The 15,131-nt window shown below is 55.6% G+C and carries 16 protein-coding genes, 1 other RNA gene and 1 pseudogene; 7 read left to right on the plus strand and 11 right to left on the minus strand.

From position 1 onward, the window contains the following. Positions 1-57: 57 nt before the first annotated feature. A pseudogene (locus ABLW18_RS01895) lies at positions 58-415 on the minus strand (helix-turn-helix transcriptional regulator). Between the two features lie 374 nt (positions 416-789). Between ABLW18_RS01895 and ABLW18_RS01900 the strand changes: the two are divergent. Together ABLW18_RS01900 and ABLW18_RS01905 are read left to right on the plus strand one after the other, a co-directional pair. After that, positions 790-1,698, plus strand: coding sequence for an NADPH:quinone oxidoreductase family protein (locus ABLW18_RS01900; RefSeq protein ID WP_347823190.1), 909 nt, complete (start codon positions 790-792; stop codon positions 1,696-1,698). Positions 1,699-1,847: 149 nt separating this feature from the next. Further along, on the plus strand, positions 1,848-2,627 hold the full coding sequence (locus ABLW18_RS01905; RefSeq protein WP_347823191.1) for a Bax inhibitor-1/YccA family protein: 780 nt from the start codon (positions 1,848-1,850) through the stop codon (positions 2,625-2,627). A gap of 157 nt (positions 2,628-2,784) precedes the next feature. Here ABLW18_RS01905 and rpmG read toward each other — a convergent pair whose 3' ends face one another. The 7 genes from rpmG to ABLW18_RS01940 form a co-directional block, all read right to left on the minus strand. Then, entirely contained in the window at positions 2,785-2,952 is a 168-nt protein-coding gene (rpmG, locus tag ABLW18_RS01910; RefSeq protein ID WP_044050162.1) for a 50S ribosomal protein L33, read from the minus strand. Positions 2,953-3,062: 110 nt separating this feature from the next. Continuing rightward, positions 3,063-3,432: RNase P RNA component class A (gene rnpB / locus ABLW18_RS01915), an RNA gene on the minus strand. Between the two features lie 108 nt (positions 3,433-3,540). Further along, complete coding sequence (locus ABLW18_RS01920) at positions 3,541-4,266, minus strand: N-acetylmuramoyl-L-alanine amidase (RefSeq protein ID WP_347823192.1); 726 nt, start codon at positions 4,264-4,266, stop codon at positions 3,541-3,543. After that, the gene (locus ABLW18_RS01925; protein ID WP_347823193.1) at positions 4,227-4,757 is read right to left on the minus strand and encodes a hypothetical protein; all 531 of its coding nucleotides are present in this window, start codon (positions 4,755-4,757) and stop codon (positions 4,227-4,229) included. Before ABLW18_RS01925 ends, ABLW18_RS01920 begins: the two co-directional genes overlap by 40 nt. Positions 4,758-4,803: 46 nt before the next feature. Further along, the gene (gatA, locus tag ABLW18_RS01930; protein WP_347823194.1) at positions 4,804-6,288 is read right to left on the minus strand and encodes an Asp-tRNA(Asn)/Glu-tRNA(Gln) amidotransferase subunit GatA; all 1,485 of its coding nucleotides are present in this window, start codon (positions 6,286-6,288) and stop codon (positions 4,804-4,806) included. Then, entirely contained in the window at positions 6,288-6,575 is a 288-nt protein-coding gene (gene gatC, locus ABLW18_RS01935) for an Asp-tRNA(Asn)/Glu-tRNA(Gln) amidotransferase subunit GatC (protein ID WP_347823195.1), read from the minus strand. Before gatC ends, gatA begins: the two co-directional genes overlap by 1 nt. 86 nt (positions 6,576-6,661) lie before the next feature. Continuing rightward, on the minus strand, positions 6,662-7,114 hold the full coding sequence (locus tag ABLW18_RS01940; protein WP_347823196.1) for a nucleoside deaminase: 453 nt from the start codon (positions 7,112-7,114) through the stop codon (positions 6,662-6,664). A gap of 45 nt (positions 7,115-7,159) precedes the next feature. Here ABLW18_RS01940 and ABLW18_RS01945 point away from each other — a divergent pair, with 45 nt between their 5' ends. After that, positions 7,160-7,942 carry a pseudouridine synthase gene (locus ABLW18_RS01945; protein ID WP_347823197.1) on the plus strand — a complete coding sequence of 261 codons (783 nt, stop codon included), beginning with the start codon at positions 7,160-7,162 and terminating at the stop codon, positions 7,940-7,942. 21 nt (positions 7,943-7,963) lie between these two features. Here the strand turns inward: ABLW18_RS01945 and modC are convergent, their stop codons facing one another. The 3 genes from modC to modA are packed head-to-tail and all read right to left on the minus strand — an operon-like array spanning position 7,964 to position 10,499. Then, on the minus strand, positions 7,964-9,031 hold the full coding sequence (gene modC, locus ABLW18_RS01950; RefSeq protein WP_347823198.1) for a molybdenum ABC transporter ATP-binding protein: 1,068 nt from the start codon (positions 9,029-9,031) through the stop codon (positions 7,964-7,966). Beyond that, positions 9,028-9,714 (minus strand): molybdate ABC transporter permease subunit, encoded by a 687-nt coding sequence (modB, locus tag ABLW18_RS01955; RefSeq protein WP_347823199.1) that lies wholly within the window; start codon positions 9,712-9,714, stop codon positions 9,028-9,030. Before modB ends, modC begins: the two co-directional genes overlap by 4 nt. Next, positions 9,711-10,499, minus strand: a complete 789-nt coding sequence (modA, locus tag ABLW18_RS01960) for a molybdate ABC transporter substrate-binding protein (RefSeq protein WP_347823200.1) — start codon at positions 10,497-10,499, stop codon at positions 9,711-9,713. Before modA ends, modB begins: the two co-directional genes overlap by 4 nt. Before the next feature lie 48 nt (positions 10,500-10,547). Here modA and ABLW18_RS01965 point away from each other — a divergent pair, with 48 nt between their 5' ends. The 4 genes from ABLW18_RS01965 to ptsP all read left to right on the plus strand — a co-directional run bounded on the left by ABLW18_RS01965 (position 10,548) and on the right by ptsP (position 15,093). Continuing rightward, a complete protein-coding gene (locus ABLW18_RS01965; RefSeq protein ID WP_347823201.1) occupies positions 10,548-11,009 on the plus strand; it encodes an NUDIX hydrolase in 462 nt (153 codons plus the stop codon). Positions 11,010-11,083: 74 nt separating this feature from the next. Next, positions 11,084-11,506, plus strand: a complete 423-nt coding sequence (locus tag ABLW18_RS01970) for a DUF1178 family protein (protein ID WP_347823202.1) — start codon at positions 11,084-11,086, stop codon at positions 11,504-11,506. 84 nt (positions 11,507-11,590) lie between these two features. Continuing rightward, complete coding sequence (locus tag ABLW18_RS01975; protein WP_347823203.1) at positions 11,591-12,829, plus strand: aspartate kinase; 1,239 nt, start codon at positions 11,591-11,593, stop codon at positions 12,827-12,829. Between the two features lie 14 nt (positions 12,830-12,843). Beyond that, positions 12,844-15,093, plus strand: coding sequence for a phosphoenolpyruvate--protein phosphotransferase (ptsP, locus tag ABLW18_RS01980; protein ID WP_347823204.1), 2,250 nt, complete (start codon positions 12,844-12,846; stop codon positions 15,091-15,093). The last annotated feature ends 38 nt before the right edge of the window (positions 15,094-15,131 follow it).

Genomic DNA, 15,131 nt, shown 5'->3' on the forward strand with positions numbered 1-15,131 from the left:
ATCTAGGAGGAGGTGCCCCACTTGGTCAAGTAATCCTCCCAGCCGGAATAGAAGCTATCAAGCCGCTTGGCTCAAGACCCGCGCCAAATCAAACAGGCGTTTGCGCTGGTCCTTTGGGATGGCGTAATAGCAGCGGAACAATTCTAAGGCTTTTTATCTCCCAAATTATTTTTCTTGCGCGCTGTGTCGCCATCAATCTCCGCAAGACCTTCAAAGAAAAACTCACCGGGACTTCCATGACTTCTGAAATATCCCCAAGCCTCGATGAGCTGACCCGGTTGGCGCCAGTTTAATACTTTTGAACTTATTGAAATTTAATACCTACTTGTTCGGCCAATTGCTGTTGGGTCATTCCTAACAGGCAGCGCCTTTGTCGCACACGTTGTCCGACATGTATGTCGACCGGATGTGTCATTATCGTCTCCTAATATTGTCTAAGCTACAGAAAGTACAAAACCTGCGGCTGGTCTGACGTACTTTCGGATACCACAAAATCTCTTTCGCAAATAAATCCAAAAATTAACCATTTATTAACAAATTTTTGAATCTACGCTCTCAAACCTCCCAACCTTCGCTTCCGAAATGATCTTTGAAGTGCCGTTTCTCCAGAAATATAATCTATTTTATAGCCAAATTCTTACCGTTCACGACAGCGCGGTTTCGATGCTGGAATTTCCGGATCCCGGCGCCTATAAAGGGTGAAATGGTTAACAAACAGGTTGATTTCAGCCCATGCGCGCCCTCCAAGTTCAAGACCACAGCCAAAAACCTGTCTTTTTAGACAGGTCCATGCCGACGCTTGCAGCGAATCAAATTCTCATCCGCACGGCTGCCTGCGCTCTGAATTTTGCAGACCTGCTGATGATTCGCGGCACTTATCAGGAGACCCCTGCCCTCCCCTTCACCCTTGGCATGGAAGTCGCGGGCGAAGTTGCAGATCTCGGCGCTGACGTGACTGACTTTCAAATCGGTGATCGCGTTGCGGGGTTTGCAGGGTCTGGCGGTTTGGCCGAATATTGCCCAATTGAGGCCACGCGCTGCTTGAAGCTCACGGATGGTATGCCATTTGACACCGCCGCCTCTGCTTTGATCAGCTATGGAACGTCGCATCTCGCCCTGACCCATCGCGCAAAACTTACATCTGACGACACTCTGTTGGTTCTTGGCGCAGGTGGCGGAGTAGGGTTGACCGCTGTGGAAATTGGCGCGGCCCTCGGCGCAAGGGTCATCGCTGTCGCCCGCGGGCCGGAAAAATTGCAAGTGTGTAAAGACAGAGGCGCCGACATCACCATTGATAGCGCCCAGGAAGATGTCGTGGCCAAAGTCAAAGCCCTTGGCGGCGTGGATGTGGTCTATGATCCGGTCGGCGGGGACCCTTTTGTCGCTGCACTCAAATGTTGCCGGCCCGAGGCGCGCTATCTTGTAATCGGCTTCGCCAGCGGTGATGTCCCACAAATCAAAGCCAATCATCTCTTAGTCAAAAATGTGGATGTGTTGGGTTTTTATTGGGGCGGATATATGGGATTTGCACCGCAGGTTTTACGCGACAGCCTTACAGATGTCCTCGCAATGATTACAAAAGGGCTGCTCAAACCTCATATCGGCGGCAGCTATGACTTCGACCAAGCGCTTGAGGCATTGGCCGATCTGAAAGCACGAAAATCCATCGGCAAGCTTGTGGTTCGCGGGCCGGTTTAACCTTTCCGGCACCATTTTTTCAGCATTCGGCGAAAATTGCACAATTTAATGGTCAATCCTTGCGGTTTCCCTTGAAATTTCACCCCAGAAGCCCGATATTTGAAACAATGGCGCCTTGCGCGCCGAACGCGTTATTTTTGGAGAGCAACATGGCAGATTTTAACACGATATCCGCAAATGCAGGCAGTCGCAGTGCTGCGATCGATGCCGGCCTGCGGGCACATATGAACAAAGTCTATGGCACAATGTCCATTGGAATGGTGATCACCGCCGTTGCCGCTTGGGCCATTGCCGGCCTGGCCACGACGACAGATGCCAACATGGCAGCTGCGCAATTGCCGAATGGTAAACTTCTCACCAGCTTTGGTCTGGTGATTTATACCACTTGGCTCAAATACGTCATCATGCTGGCGCCGCTTGCGGTGCTGTTCTTGGGCATGGGCACAGTGATGCGTCGCGCCAGTGCAGCTGGGGCGCAGCTGTTCTTCTTTATCTTCGCCACTTTGATAGGCCTGTCGCTCAGCTCAATTTTCATTCGTTATACAGGCCACTCAATCACGCAAACCTTCCTGGTCACCGCCATCGCATTTGCGGGCCTCTCGCTCTATGGCTACACAACCAAGAAAGACATCTCCGGATGGGGCAGCTTCCTGATCATGGGCGTCATTGGTCTAGTCGTCGCGATGATCGTTAACATCTTCCTGCAGTCGCCCGCGCTCTTGTTTGCGATTTCAGCAATTGGGGTGTTGGTATTTGCCGGTCTCACCGCCTATGACACACAGACCATTAAGAATGAATATCTGGCGCATGCCCATCATGGTGATCAAGAGTGGCTTGCCAAATCCGCCATCTTCGGCGCCTTGAACCTCTACCTTGATTTCTTGAACATGTTCCAGTTCCTGCTAATGTTCATGGGTAACAACGAGTAAGCAGGCCTCTTTGGCCTACGCAATGCGCACCTCGCCAGAAATGGCGGGGTGTTTTTTTTGTGCCTAGGCTGTCATCAGAGCCTTGACTGTCTTTACATATGCACAAAAAAAGCCGCGCAACTTGCACGGCTTTTTGCAAATTGAAGGGGGCTTTCGCCTACTTAATTTTGCCTTCTTTGTATTCAACATGTTTGCGCGCAACCGGATCATATTTCCGGGCGACCATTTTTTCGGTCATTGTGCGTGCGTTCTTTTTAGTCACATAAAAGTGGCCAGTGCCCGCGCTGGAATTCAGGCGGATCTTAATTGTGGTTGGCTTCGCCATGGTACGTCTCCTACGGGCGCAGCCTCATGGCCGCTTTGATCCTGATCTGACGGCTTTTAACGCTCTCAGCGGTGCTGTCAACCGATTCACGTGGCCAAAGCCAGTCAAATATGCGCGGGGAGCCTATAAGCCGGATTTTGTCCAGATCGACGCTGTTACCAGCACAATCTTGGGCAATCATTCATCTCAGCGGCCTGTTGCCAGGACGCTCTAGCTGCCAACCCGAACCTGCGGGGCTGAAACGACCCATATGCGGTTCCTATTTGGCATTGCTCCCGGTGGGGCTTGCCGTGCCACGACTGTTGCCAGCCGTGCGGTGGGCTTTACCCCACCGTTTCACCATTACCTTGCATGCAAGGCTGTCTCTTCTCTGTGGCGCTATCCCTAGGGTTGCCCCCGCCGGGCGTTACCCGGCACCGTTGTTTCACGGAGTCCGGACTTTCCTCGAAGGTTGCCCCTCGCGATTGCCCAGCCCCCCGCGCACTGCTCTGTTACGAGCCCTGCAACGCCGGGTCAAGCCAACTGCGCGTGCAAAGTTCCGCCTCCTGCCATCGATGAGAAGAGGTCTGCATAGGGCAAGTCACCGCGCTAGAATACCTTGGCAGCGGGGTAGGTTTGCGCAAGATCGGATAGGATTTTCAGATCGTCTTCGCCGAGCGGACCAGTGGCCTTCGGGCGAAAACGTTGTCGGAAGGTTTCGAGCAGGGTTTGTTCGGAATTTGCCCCTTCAGGCCTGCGATATCCGAACCGCTCGGCCGCCTCGAGGAAGGGCAACTGGTGCCTGTGGGGGGCGCCGCGGTACACCGTAAGGCCATCCCTGGCTAAATCTTGCCACTCAAACCAGCGCCCGGGGTCCTGTTTGCGCCCCGGGGCCATATCAGAGTGGCCAATCACCCCTTGCGCCGAGATATCCCAACGCTGCATTACCTCTTTGAGCAAGGATTTAAGCGCTTGGATCTGCGCTGCGGGAAAGGCGTGATCGCCTGCATTGCACAGTTCAATCCCAATAGAAGCGGAATTTATATCCGTGCAATCGCCCCAGGCACCCTCCCCCGCATGCCAAGCCCGCTGTGCCTCGGGCACAAGCTGAACGGCCCCACCCGATTGATCCAAAAAATAATGGGCCGAAACCTCGTGGGCTGGATCACTCAACCGCTCCAGAGCGGCCTGCGCATCTGGCATGGCAGTGTAATGAAGAACGATCAACGAGGGCGGCACCCCACCCTTGCGCGGCCCCAAGTTTGGCGACAGGCGCCGCTCTACGCTCAGAAGGCTCAGTTTCCCACTGCCAAGCGGAATGGTCGCGGATCCCAACCACAGGCAAATCCATCTCCATCAGGATCCAAGCCATAGGCATCACGCTGCGGACCGCCTCTGGACAAAAAGTCCTGCTGCGCCTCATCCTTAGAGCGATAGCGATCGCAGCCACCGGAGCTGATAACCTTGAGCCCCGTGCCGAAACGACTGTAGAGCTGCACGCCGATCGGATTATTGGTCCGAATAGCATATTCCACAACATTGGGTCGCCGGCCCGTGCGCTGCGGCAAGGCTTGCACCTCCATCACGATATATTTCGCCCGATTTGCGGCAATCCGCTCTGCATCGCTTTCCACAGTCTGCGCAGTGGCGACGACTTCAAAATCCTGCTCATTGGAGATTTGGCTCACAGGCGCTGGGGACTCCGCTGCAGCATCCGCAGCCGTCTCCATCGCCATGACATGACCTGCGCCAATGACTTCGGTCGGAATCGCGCGCTGGCACCCGCTTGCGAACAAGGCCAGAGCGATTATCATACCATATTTCATCCGCATCTCCTATTGGCCGGGGCCACTCAAAGCTGGCCAAGTGGCGCTAACGCCACCATTGGTTTGGCTTCGCATTAAATCCAAGAGCCTGCTCCAAGGTGAAGGCTGTATTGAGCAAATCTCCCTCTTCCCATGGACGACCGATCAATTGCAGCCCAAGGGGCAGGCCTTGGGAATCCAGCCCCGCTGGCACAGAAATGCCCGGCAATCCAGCCAAGTTTACCGTGACCGTAAAGACGTCAAACAGATACATTTGTACCGGATTCGCATTGGCCATCTCCCCCAAACCAAATGCCGCAGATGGGGTTGAGGGGGTCAAAATGGCATCGACACCAGCGGCAAAGACATCATCAAAATCTTTTTTGATCAAAGCGCGCACCCGGCGGGCACGGTTGTAATAGGCATCATAAAACCCAGCCGAAAGCACATAGGTGCCAACCATCACGCGGCGCTGGACCTCTGGGCCGAAACCTTCGGCACGGGTTTTTTCATACATTTCTGTAATGCCATCGCCAGCCTCCAACTTTGCACGATGACCAAAACGCACCCCGTCATAACGGGCCAAATTTGAGGACGCTTCTGCTGGTGCAATGACATAATAGGCTGGCAGGGCATATTTCGTATGAGGCAGGCTGATATCTTTGACAACCGCCCCAGCATCGCGCAGCATTTGGCGCCCCTCAGACCACAGGGTTTCTAGCGCATCAGGCATGCCATCCACCCGATATTCCTTTGGAATACCGATGGTTTTTCCGCGAATATCGCCTGTCAGAGCCGCTTCGAAATTGGGCACCGGCAGGTTCATCGAGGTGCTGTCTTTAGCATCAAAGCCAGACATCGCCTCAAGCATTATCGCGGCATCGCGCACATCTTTGGTGATTGGGCCAGCTTGATCAAGCGAGGAGGCAAAGGCCACAATACCCCAGCGCGAGCAACGCCCATAGGTGGGCTTGATCCCCGTGATCCCTGTAAATGCAGCAGGTTGGCGGATGGAGCCGCCGGTATCTGTGCCGGTAGCCGCCAGACAGGTCTCTGCGGCCACAGCCGCCGCCGAGCCGCCGGACGAGCCCCCAGGGGTCAAAACGCGTTCATCGACTTTCCAAGGGTTCACCGCATCGCCATAGACCGAGGTTTCGTTGGACGAGCCCATGGCGAATTCATCCATATTCAACTTACCCACCATGACGGCACCGGCGTCAAACAGCTTTTGTGATACGGTGGATTCGTATTGCGGTTTAAACCCGTCCAAAATTGCGCTCGCCGCTTGGGTTGCAACGCCTTTGGTGCAGAACAAATCTTTCATGCCAATTGGCAAGCCACACATATCGGGAGCATCGCCGGCATGAATACGCGCATCGGCAGCCTTTGCTTGCGATCGGGCAATCTCTGAGGTGTCATGTACGAAGGAATTCAAAGGCTTTGAAGCGGCAACGGCTGCGAGCGAGACCTCCGCCAGCTCAACGGCCGTGGTCTCTCCAGCACGCAGTGCATCCCGGGCACCAGCCAGCGTGAGTTTCATTAAATCAGACATTATTCCACCACCATCGGCACAGCAAAAAATCCCTCGCGGGCATCGGGCGCATTGGCGAGCACAGCGGCTTGCTGGTCACCAGCAGTCACAGCATCAGACCGACGGTAAAGCCGTTGCGGCGTTACTGAGGTCATCGGCTCAACCCCATCCACATCCACCTCATTCAGCTGCTCAATGAAGCCTAAAATATTGGTAAACTCCTGAGCCAAGGCGGGCAGATCTGCCTCTTCCACCTTAATCCGAGCGAGCTTTGCCACGCGCCCGGCGGTTTTTGTGTCGATCGACATCGCGGATCCTTCACTATTTCAGTTGCTTCCTCGCTTACTAGCTTGGGATTTAGGCCTTGCCAAGGGCTCTGGCGGCCGCCCTGGGCTCACCAGCGTTTTTGCGCGAAAAAACTTCGCAACAGAGCGGCACATTCTTCTTCGCATATGCCCCCAATCACCTCTGGCCTGTGATGGCTTTGTGCATGGGAAAACACACGCGCGCCGTGATCCGTGCCGCCAGATTTTGGATCGGCGGCTCCATAAACCACACGTGATATTCGGGCATGGGCCAAAGCGCCGGCACACATGGCGCAGGGCTCAAGGGTCACATACAGCGTATATCCACCCAAGCGCTCCTGCCCCAAAGCCGCCGCAGCGGCCCGGATCACCAGGATTTCCGCATGAGCCGTCGGATCGCTATCGCGCCGCGTCCGGTTTCCCGCCCGTGCCACAATTTCGCCGCGCGCATCCACCAAGACCGCACCCACGGGCACCTCGCCGGCCTCTGCCGCCTTGCGCGCCTCAATCAGTGCCGACCCCATTTGACTGTTAAAACCCATTTATCCCCGCTTGGCATTGCTTTCAACACAGTCTAAGCCGAGCTTATGGCAGATGAAACACCAAAGGGCGATCGGATCGCGAAAGTTTTGGCCCGCGCAGGCGTGGCCTCAAGACGCGACAGTGAAAAACTGATTGAAGCGGGCCGGATCAAAGTGAATGGCAAAAAGATATTCGGCCCAGCGCTGAACGTGCAAGCCAGCGATAAAATCGAATTCGACGGTGAACCGATCGAGCCGCCCGAAGAGCCCCGGCTCTGGCTCTATCACAAACCCATCGGCCTTGTGACCAGCGCGCGTGACGAAAAAGGCCGCGAGACTGTGTTCGATAAATTACCTGAAGGGCTCCCCCGTGTGGTCTCTGTCGGGCGATTGGATATGAACTCCGAAGGTCTGTTACTGCTGACCAATGATGGCGGATTAAAACGGACCCTTGAGCTGCCCAGCACCGGCTGGACCCGCCGCTACCGCGTTCGCATCAAAGGCTATCCGCGTGAAGGGGCCTTTGAGCCTTTGACCCAAGGCATCACCGTTGACGGCGAGCGGTTTCAACCAATGACCATTCAAATGGACCGGCAAACCGGCGCAAACTTTTGGCTGACCATTGGCCTGAAGGAAGGCAAAAACCGCGAAATCCGGCGGGCGATGGAATTTTTGGGCTTTACCGTGAACCGTCTAATCCGGATTTCCTATGGACCGTTTCAGCTGCGCGAATTGAAGCCCGGCGAGGTCGAAGAGGTCAAACGCCGGGTGTTGGCCGACCAACTGGGTTGGTCGAGCAAACCCAAAGTCTTGCCACGCAAATCCCGTGGCCCAAGCAGAAATACATAGGAAAAAATAGCTGTTTGCGTCTTAGGTGCCAATGCCAGCCGGATCAAAAGCGGTGGCTTTGACGATGGCGAAAATCGTTTGTCCCACTGCCAGCTCCATTTTTTGGGCCGAATATTGTGTCACACGGGCCAAAAAAAGCGTACCGCCGGTTTGAAATTGCACCATGACGCCCGGGCCCTGACCTGAATGAAGCTGAGTGATTGCTCCTTCAAAAACATTGAGCGCAGACAGGCCTCTGGGTTTCTCACGAGCCAAAACAATATCCTGCGCCGGGATGCGAATGCGAATGTTATGGCCCTTGGTTTGGCTCAGTTCCGGCAAAATCAACTGGCCACCGTCAAAGCCGATGACCGCAAGACCAGTAGTGGGATCGGGTGCCATGACCTGCCCCGAAATGACTGTGCCCGCCGCGCGCACCCCAAGATAGGGCACCGCGGCAGGATCCGACAGAATCGCCTCAGCGGGTCCAGATAGGACACTGCGCCCAGCCTGCATCAACACGATATGATTGGCCAATCGCGCCATCTCAGCGGCATCATGAGTGACATAGAGAATCGGAATGTCCGTACGGGCGCGCAGCCTCTCGAGATAGGGCAGGATCCGGTGCTTTAATCCTTGATCCAAAGCAGAGAGCGGCTCGTCCAAACACAGGCACTTCGGCGCGCTCAGCAAGGCGCGTCCGAGCGCCACCCGCTGCGCTTCCCCGCCAGAGAGGGCAAAAGGCGCTCGGCCCAAAAGAGGATCAAGCTCTAGCAAAGCAATCACCTCATCAAAGCTCTGACCCCTCACCTGCCGGCCCATTCTTTGCGCAAATTTCAAATTGCCAAGGACATTTAGATGCGGCAGCAAACGAGGTTCCTGAAAGAGATACCCGACAGCGCGCCGATGTGCGGGCTGCTCAGTCATATCCGAGCCATCAATCACAATCTTCCCATGATCGACCGGCTCTAGCCCAGCCACGGCGCGCAGTAATGTGGTTTTGCCGCAGCCCGAGGGGCCGAAAATAACCGTCACCCCGGCTGGAGCGGTGACTTGAACCTCCAGTGTGAAACGCCCGCGCCTCACATGAATGTCGAGATCCAAACTCATCGGCGCACCATTTTTCTTGCCAATATTTCAGACAACAACAGCGCCCCAAAAGACAAAAGTAGCGATAGGACAATCATCCGTCCAACCGCCGCCTCTTGGCCTGGCACTTGCAACACCGCGTAAATTGCCGAGGCCAGGGTTTGCGTTTCACCAGGGATATTGGAGACAAAAGTAATGGTCGCGCCAAATTCCCCTAAGGCCTTGGCAAACCCAACCACGGCCCCAGCAACAAGTCCCGGCAGCATGAGCGGCAAGGTGACAAAGGCAAAGACCTTAATCGGCGATGCGCCCAGCGTGCCGGCAGCCTCTTCAAGCCGCGGGTCCACCGCTTCCAAAGCAAGGCGGATGGCCCGCACTATCAACGGAAAGGCCATGACCGCTGCCGCCAGCGCGGCCCCGGCGGAGGTAAAAGCCAATTGCATCCCAAGCGCCTCCAGCACAGGGCCAAGGGCGCCTTTGCGACCAAAAACCACCAACAAAAGATAGCCTGTCACAACCGGCGGCAAGACCAAGGGCAAATGCACCAGCGCATTCAGCAGCCCGTGCCCCCAAAACCGACATCGCGCAAGCACATAAGCCATAGCCACCGCCAACGGCAGGCTGAGAGCCACAGCCACCAATGCAACCCAAAGCGACAGGCGCAGCGCATCCAGCTCAACCGGGCTGACAGAAAACCAGCTCATGGCGCCAAAAACCCTTGAGCCGCGAAGACCTCACGGCCCGTTGCGCCAGCCAAATAGGCCACAACGGCCTCACCGCGCGCGGTCACTGAAGCAGCAAGATAGCGCACTGGTTCATGGGTTTCTGGTGCAATATTGGCCACGACATAGACACCAGCTGTGCTTTGAACATCGGAAGCATAGAGCAATCCTAAAGGGCATTCTTGCCGCAAAACAGCGATTAAACTGGCCCGGGCGTTGTCTTGTTGCGCCAAATGCGGCCGTAACTCGTGCAGCAGCCCCAATGTTGTCAGAGCCTGTGTGGCATAGAGTCCCAAGGGCACAGAAGAAATCAGCGGCACCGCCAAGCGACCACCGTCCAGACGTGCCATAATATCTTCGACCTCTAATGTCACAGCGGCGGGGGTCGCGGAGGCCAGCACCAAGCGGTTCGCTGCAATCACGCGGGCCGATTGGCTCAATACACCCGCATCATGAACGTAGCTCATCCAATCAGAACTGGCGGACACAAACACATCTGCCGGAGCCCCCTGCTCAATCTGCCGGGCCAAAACGCTCGAAGCGGCATAGGAGAGGCGCAATGCTTGACCGGTTGCGCGCGCGTATTGCACGGCGATCGCGTCAAGCGCGGGCTTCAGACTGGCTGCGGCAAACACATCAATCGGTTGCGCAGAGCAAAGACCCGCTCCAAAAACCACAGCGCAGGACCCGACGATCCGCGCGATGCGGCGGATCGGGATTAAAATATGAAGAAGAGTCTTAAACGGCTCGCGCTTTTGTATATCCATCTCGCTTGTGTTATAAACACTCAGCAACAATGAAAACAACTCCGCACTATGAGCCCCTCAAAGCCCAAACCTCTACCACTTTCGATCGATCCGATACAAAAACGCATGGCGCGGGCACAATTTGGTGCTCTGTGTTATCGTGTCGAAAAGGGGATGGTGCAAATATTACTCGTTACCTCCCGAGGTACAAAGCGTTGGATTGTGCCTAAAGGATGGCCTGAAGATAGCTTAACCCCAGCCGAGGCCGCCGCTAAGGAAGCGGGGGAAGAGGCGGGTGTTACCGGCAAAGTCAAACAGCGTCCCATCGGCGTTTATAGCTATGAAAAACATATGGAAAATGCAGAATCCCTGCCCTGTATAGTGACACTCTACGCGCTCAAAGTGAAAAAACAACGCGACAGCTATGCCGAACAATCCGAACGCCGCCGCAAGTGGTTTTCCTGCGAGGAGGCCGCAAGCCAAGTGGCAGAACCGGAACTTGCACGATTGATTAAGGCCTTTGTGCCATAATCTGTTCTATCTCGCCTCTTGATTTGAGCGACGCAATCACTCAAGTAAAGGTGAACCGCATAGGAGCATTCCCCGTGATCCACTTTTCGCTTAAATGCAGTCAGAACCATAGCTTTGACAGCTGGTTTCAATCCTCGGATGCCTATGAAAAATTGGCAAAAGCGGGGATGCTGACCTGTGCTGAATGTGGCGATCGCACGATTGAGAAATCGCTGATGGCCCCAAAAATATCGACCCAAAGCCCATCGGACAGCCAGTCCTTGAGCGCGCCCATGAGCGAAGCCAAGCGCAATTTGGCGAAGTTAAAACAACAGATCGAAGCCAATTCCGATTATGTCGGCATGAATTTCGCCCATGAAGCCCGCGCCCAACATCTTGGCGAGAAACCCGCCCGAGCCATCTATGGAGAGGCCAAGGCCGAAGAGGCCAAAGCGCTGATCGAAGAAGGAATTCCCGTCGCCCCGCTGCCGTTTATGGCGAAGCGTCACACAAATTAGAGTGAAAATCCGGGCCTGCTGCCCTTGCCCTTAGGCGCACAACAGCCTAACACCCCGCCGAAACTTCACAAAGTTGGATGACATATGCCTCGCTTGGTAATGAAATTTGGCGGCACGTCCGTAGCCAATCTCGATCGTATTCGCAATGCCGCCGAGCGTGTTCGGTTGGAAGTTGCCAAGGGCTATGATGTCATTGTGATCGTCTCAGCCATGTCGGGTAAAACCAATGAGTTGGTGGGCTGGGTCAATGAGACCTCGGCTCTCTATGACGCCCGCGAATATGATGCTGTGGTCTCCTCGGGAGAGAATGTCACCGCGGGCCTCACGGCGCTGACATTGCAAGAAATGGACATCCCAGCGCGGAGCTGGCAGGGCTGGCAAGTGCCCGTGCAAACCACAAGCGCACATGCAAATGCCCGTATTGAAGCAATTCCCTCGGCAAATCTGGACGAAAAATTCGCCCAAGGCATGCGCGTGGCCGTAGTCGCCGGCTTCCAGGGCGTCAGTCCTGAGGGCCGGATCACAACCCTAGGGCGTGGCGGCTCTGACACCACGGCCGTTGCATTTGCCGCCGCCTTTGATGCCGAGCGCTGTGACATTTATACCGATGTCGACGGGGTCTATACCACCGACCCGCGCATATCGAGCAAGGCACGCAAACTCGAAAAGATCGCTTTTGAAGAGATGCTAGAACTGGCCTCTTTGGGCGCAAAAGTTCTGCAAACCCGCTCTGTCGAATTGGCCATGCGGTTCAATGTGCGCCTTCGGGTGCTTAGCTCTTTCGAAGACCCATCAGATACAGCAGGTACATTGGTATGTGCCGAGGAGGAAATCATGGAATCAAATGTCGTAGCCGGCGTCGCCTACAGCCGGGATGAAGCCAAAATGACCCTTATTTCCGTTGCCGACCGTCCTGGTATAGCCGCCGCCATTTTCGGCCCGCTGTCAGAGTCCGGCGTGAATGTTGACATGATCGTTCAGAACATCTCAGAAGATGGCCGCACCGATATGACCTTCTCTTGCCCAACCGAACAGGTGTTGCGCGCAGAGAAAGCGATGCAAACCGCCAAGGATGCGGGGATTATCAACTACCATGACCTTGTGGTCGACGCAGCCGTGGCAAAGGTCTCTGTGGTGGGTATCGGCATGCGCAGCCATGCGGGTGTGGCCGCGCAAATGTTCCAGGCACTCCACCGTGAGGGGATCAATATTAAGGTCATCACAACCTCAGAGATAAAAATTTCTGTCCTCATAGAGCGGAAATATATGGAATTGGCCGTTCAGACCCTGCATGATGCTTTTACATTGGAAAAAACAGCCTAGAGGCACCAGTCTAAATGGTCCAAACCTCCGAGAGTGAAAGCCGCAAATTACTTGGCGCCCTGCGCGATGCCATGGCCGAAGATTCAGCCGGTCAAGCGCGGCTTGATAAGATCGTCCAACTGATCGCCAGCTCGATGCGCTCGGAGGTTTGCTCAATCTATCTCTTTCGCGATCAAGAGACATTGGAGCTCTGCGCTACAGAGGGCTTGAAGGCCGCCGCGGTTCACCAAACCCGGATGCGCATCGGCGAGGGTCTGGTGGGCCGTGTGGCCCGCTTCAATCAGGTCATCAACACCGCCGACGCCCCCTCGGCCAAGGGCTTTCGCTTCATGGCCGAGACCGGCGAGGAGATCTATTCCTCTTTTCTTGGCGTTCCCATTCAGCGTCTCGGCGACTCGCTTGGAGTCTTGGTTGTTCAATCGAAAGCAGCCCGCGAATTTTCCGCCGATGAAATTTACGCGCTTGAAGTTGTGGCGATGGTCCTGGCAGAGATGACCGAATTGGGCGCCTTTGTCGGCGACGGCGATGCGCTCTCTGCACGTCATCAGAAACCTGTGATGTTTCATGCCAAAAGCGCGCAGGATGGCGTGGCCGAAGGTCTGGTCTATCTGCATGAACCGCGGGTCGTTGTGACCAATCCCATTGCCGATGATCCCGAGGTTGAAACGCAGCGGCTCGAGGATGCGCTTGATCGCCTGCGCATTTCCGTCGACCAAATGCTCACAAATGCGCGCAGCGGTGATACCGAGCAATTGGAAGTCCTCGAAGCCTACCGCCTCTTTGCCAATTCCAAAGGATGGCGGCGGCGCATGGAAGAAGACATCCAGCGCGGCCTTTCCGCAGAGGCCGCTGTTGAAAAAGAACAATCCGCTGCCCGCAGCCGAATGGGGCAGTCCAAAGATAGCTATCTGCGTGAGCGCCTGCATGACTTGGACGACCTTTCCAATCGTCTATTGCGGCTCCTGACCGGGCAAGGCAGCGACACAGGCGCCGAAGTGCCGCCCAACCCGATCCTTGTCGCCCGCAATATCGGACCCGGTGAATTGCTCGACTATGGCCGCAGCTTGCGCGGGATTGTGCTGGAAGAGGGATCTGTCGGCTCCCATGCGGCCATTGTGGCCAGAGCGCTGGCCATTCCACTGCTCATTCGCGCCAAAGGCATTGTGAGTGAGGCGCTCAACGGTGACGCGATAATGCTTGACGGTGACCAGGGCTATGTGCATCTGCGCCCAGATGAAGGCGTGCAAAAGGCGATGCGCGATAAAATCGCGATGATGCGTCAGCAGGCGGATCGCTATGTTGAGCTGCGCGACAAGCCCGCTGAGGCGAAATGCGGCACCGTCGTGCACTTGCTCATGAATGCCGGCCTCATGGCTGATCTGCCGTCTCTACCAAGTTCTGGCGCTGAGGGCGTGGGTCTGTTTCGCACGGAATTGCAATTTTTGGCACAAAACCAGATGCCCAAACGCGCCGAGCTGGTCTCGCAATATACACGGGTCATGGATGCCGCCGAGGGGCGCAAGGTGGTGTTCCGAACGCTGGATATCGGCTCTGACAAGGTGCTGCCCTATATGGTGCCACAAGATGAGCCAAACCCGGCCATGGGCTGGCGGGCCATTCGGGTCGGACTGGACAAGCCCGGAATTTTGCGAATGCAATTGCAAGCACTGCTGCGGGCCACGGCCGGGCGCGACCTTTGGGTCATGTTCCCCTTTATAGCTCAATTTGATGAATTTCACGGCGCCTTAGCAGAGCTGGACCGAGCAAAGGCCCGCGAAACCAAACTTGGCCACACCCTGCCGAAGCATATTCAAGTTGGCGCTATGCTTGAGACCCCCTCTTTGGCATTTGCTCCCGATCACTTTTTCAAGGAGGTCGATTTTCTCTCTATTGGCGGAAATGACCTGAAACAGTTTTTCTTTGCTGCAGATCGCGAGAATGAACGGGTGCGCCGCCGCTATGACACGCTAAACACCAGCTTTCTGAGCTTCTTAGAGCAGATCGTCACCCGCGCGCGCAGCAGTCAGACGCATCTGTCCTTTTGTGGCGAGGATGCAGGCAGACCGCTGGAAGCGGCTTGTTTTGCAGCTCTGGGCATTGGCACCCTCTCCATGCGCCCAGCCTCTGTTGCGCCTGTCAAACATTTGATTAGGCGCATTAACCTAAAAGAATTGAAGGCTGTCATTGATGCGGCCCGGGCGGCTGGCAACCAATCCGTGCGCGGCCCTGTGACCGAATGGCTGAAACATAACAGCGCGCATTGACCGGGGCATCTCGAAAAGTTGGGAGGCGGTCGATCTCT

The sequence above is a fragment of the uncultured Planktomarina sp. genome, assembly GCA_943788425.1.
GTDB lineage: Bacteria > Pseudomonadota > Alphaproteobacteria > Rhodobacterales > Rhodobacteraceae > Planktomarina.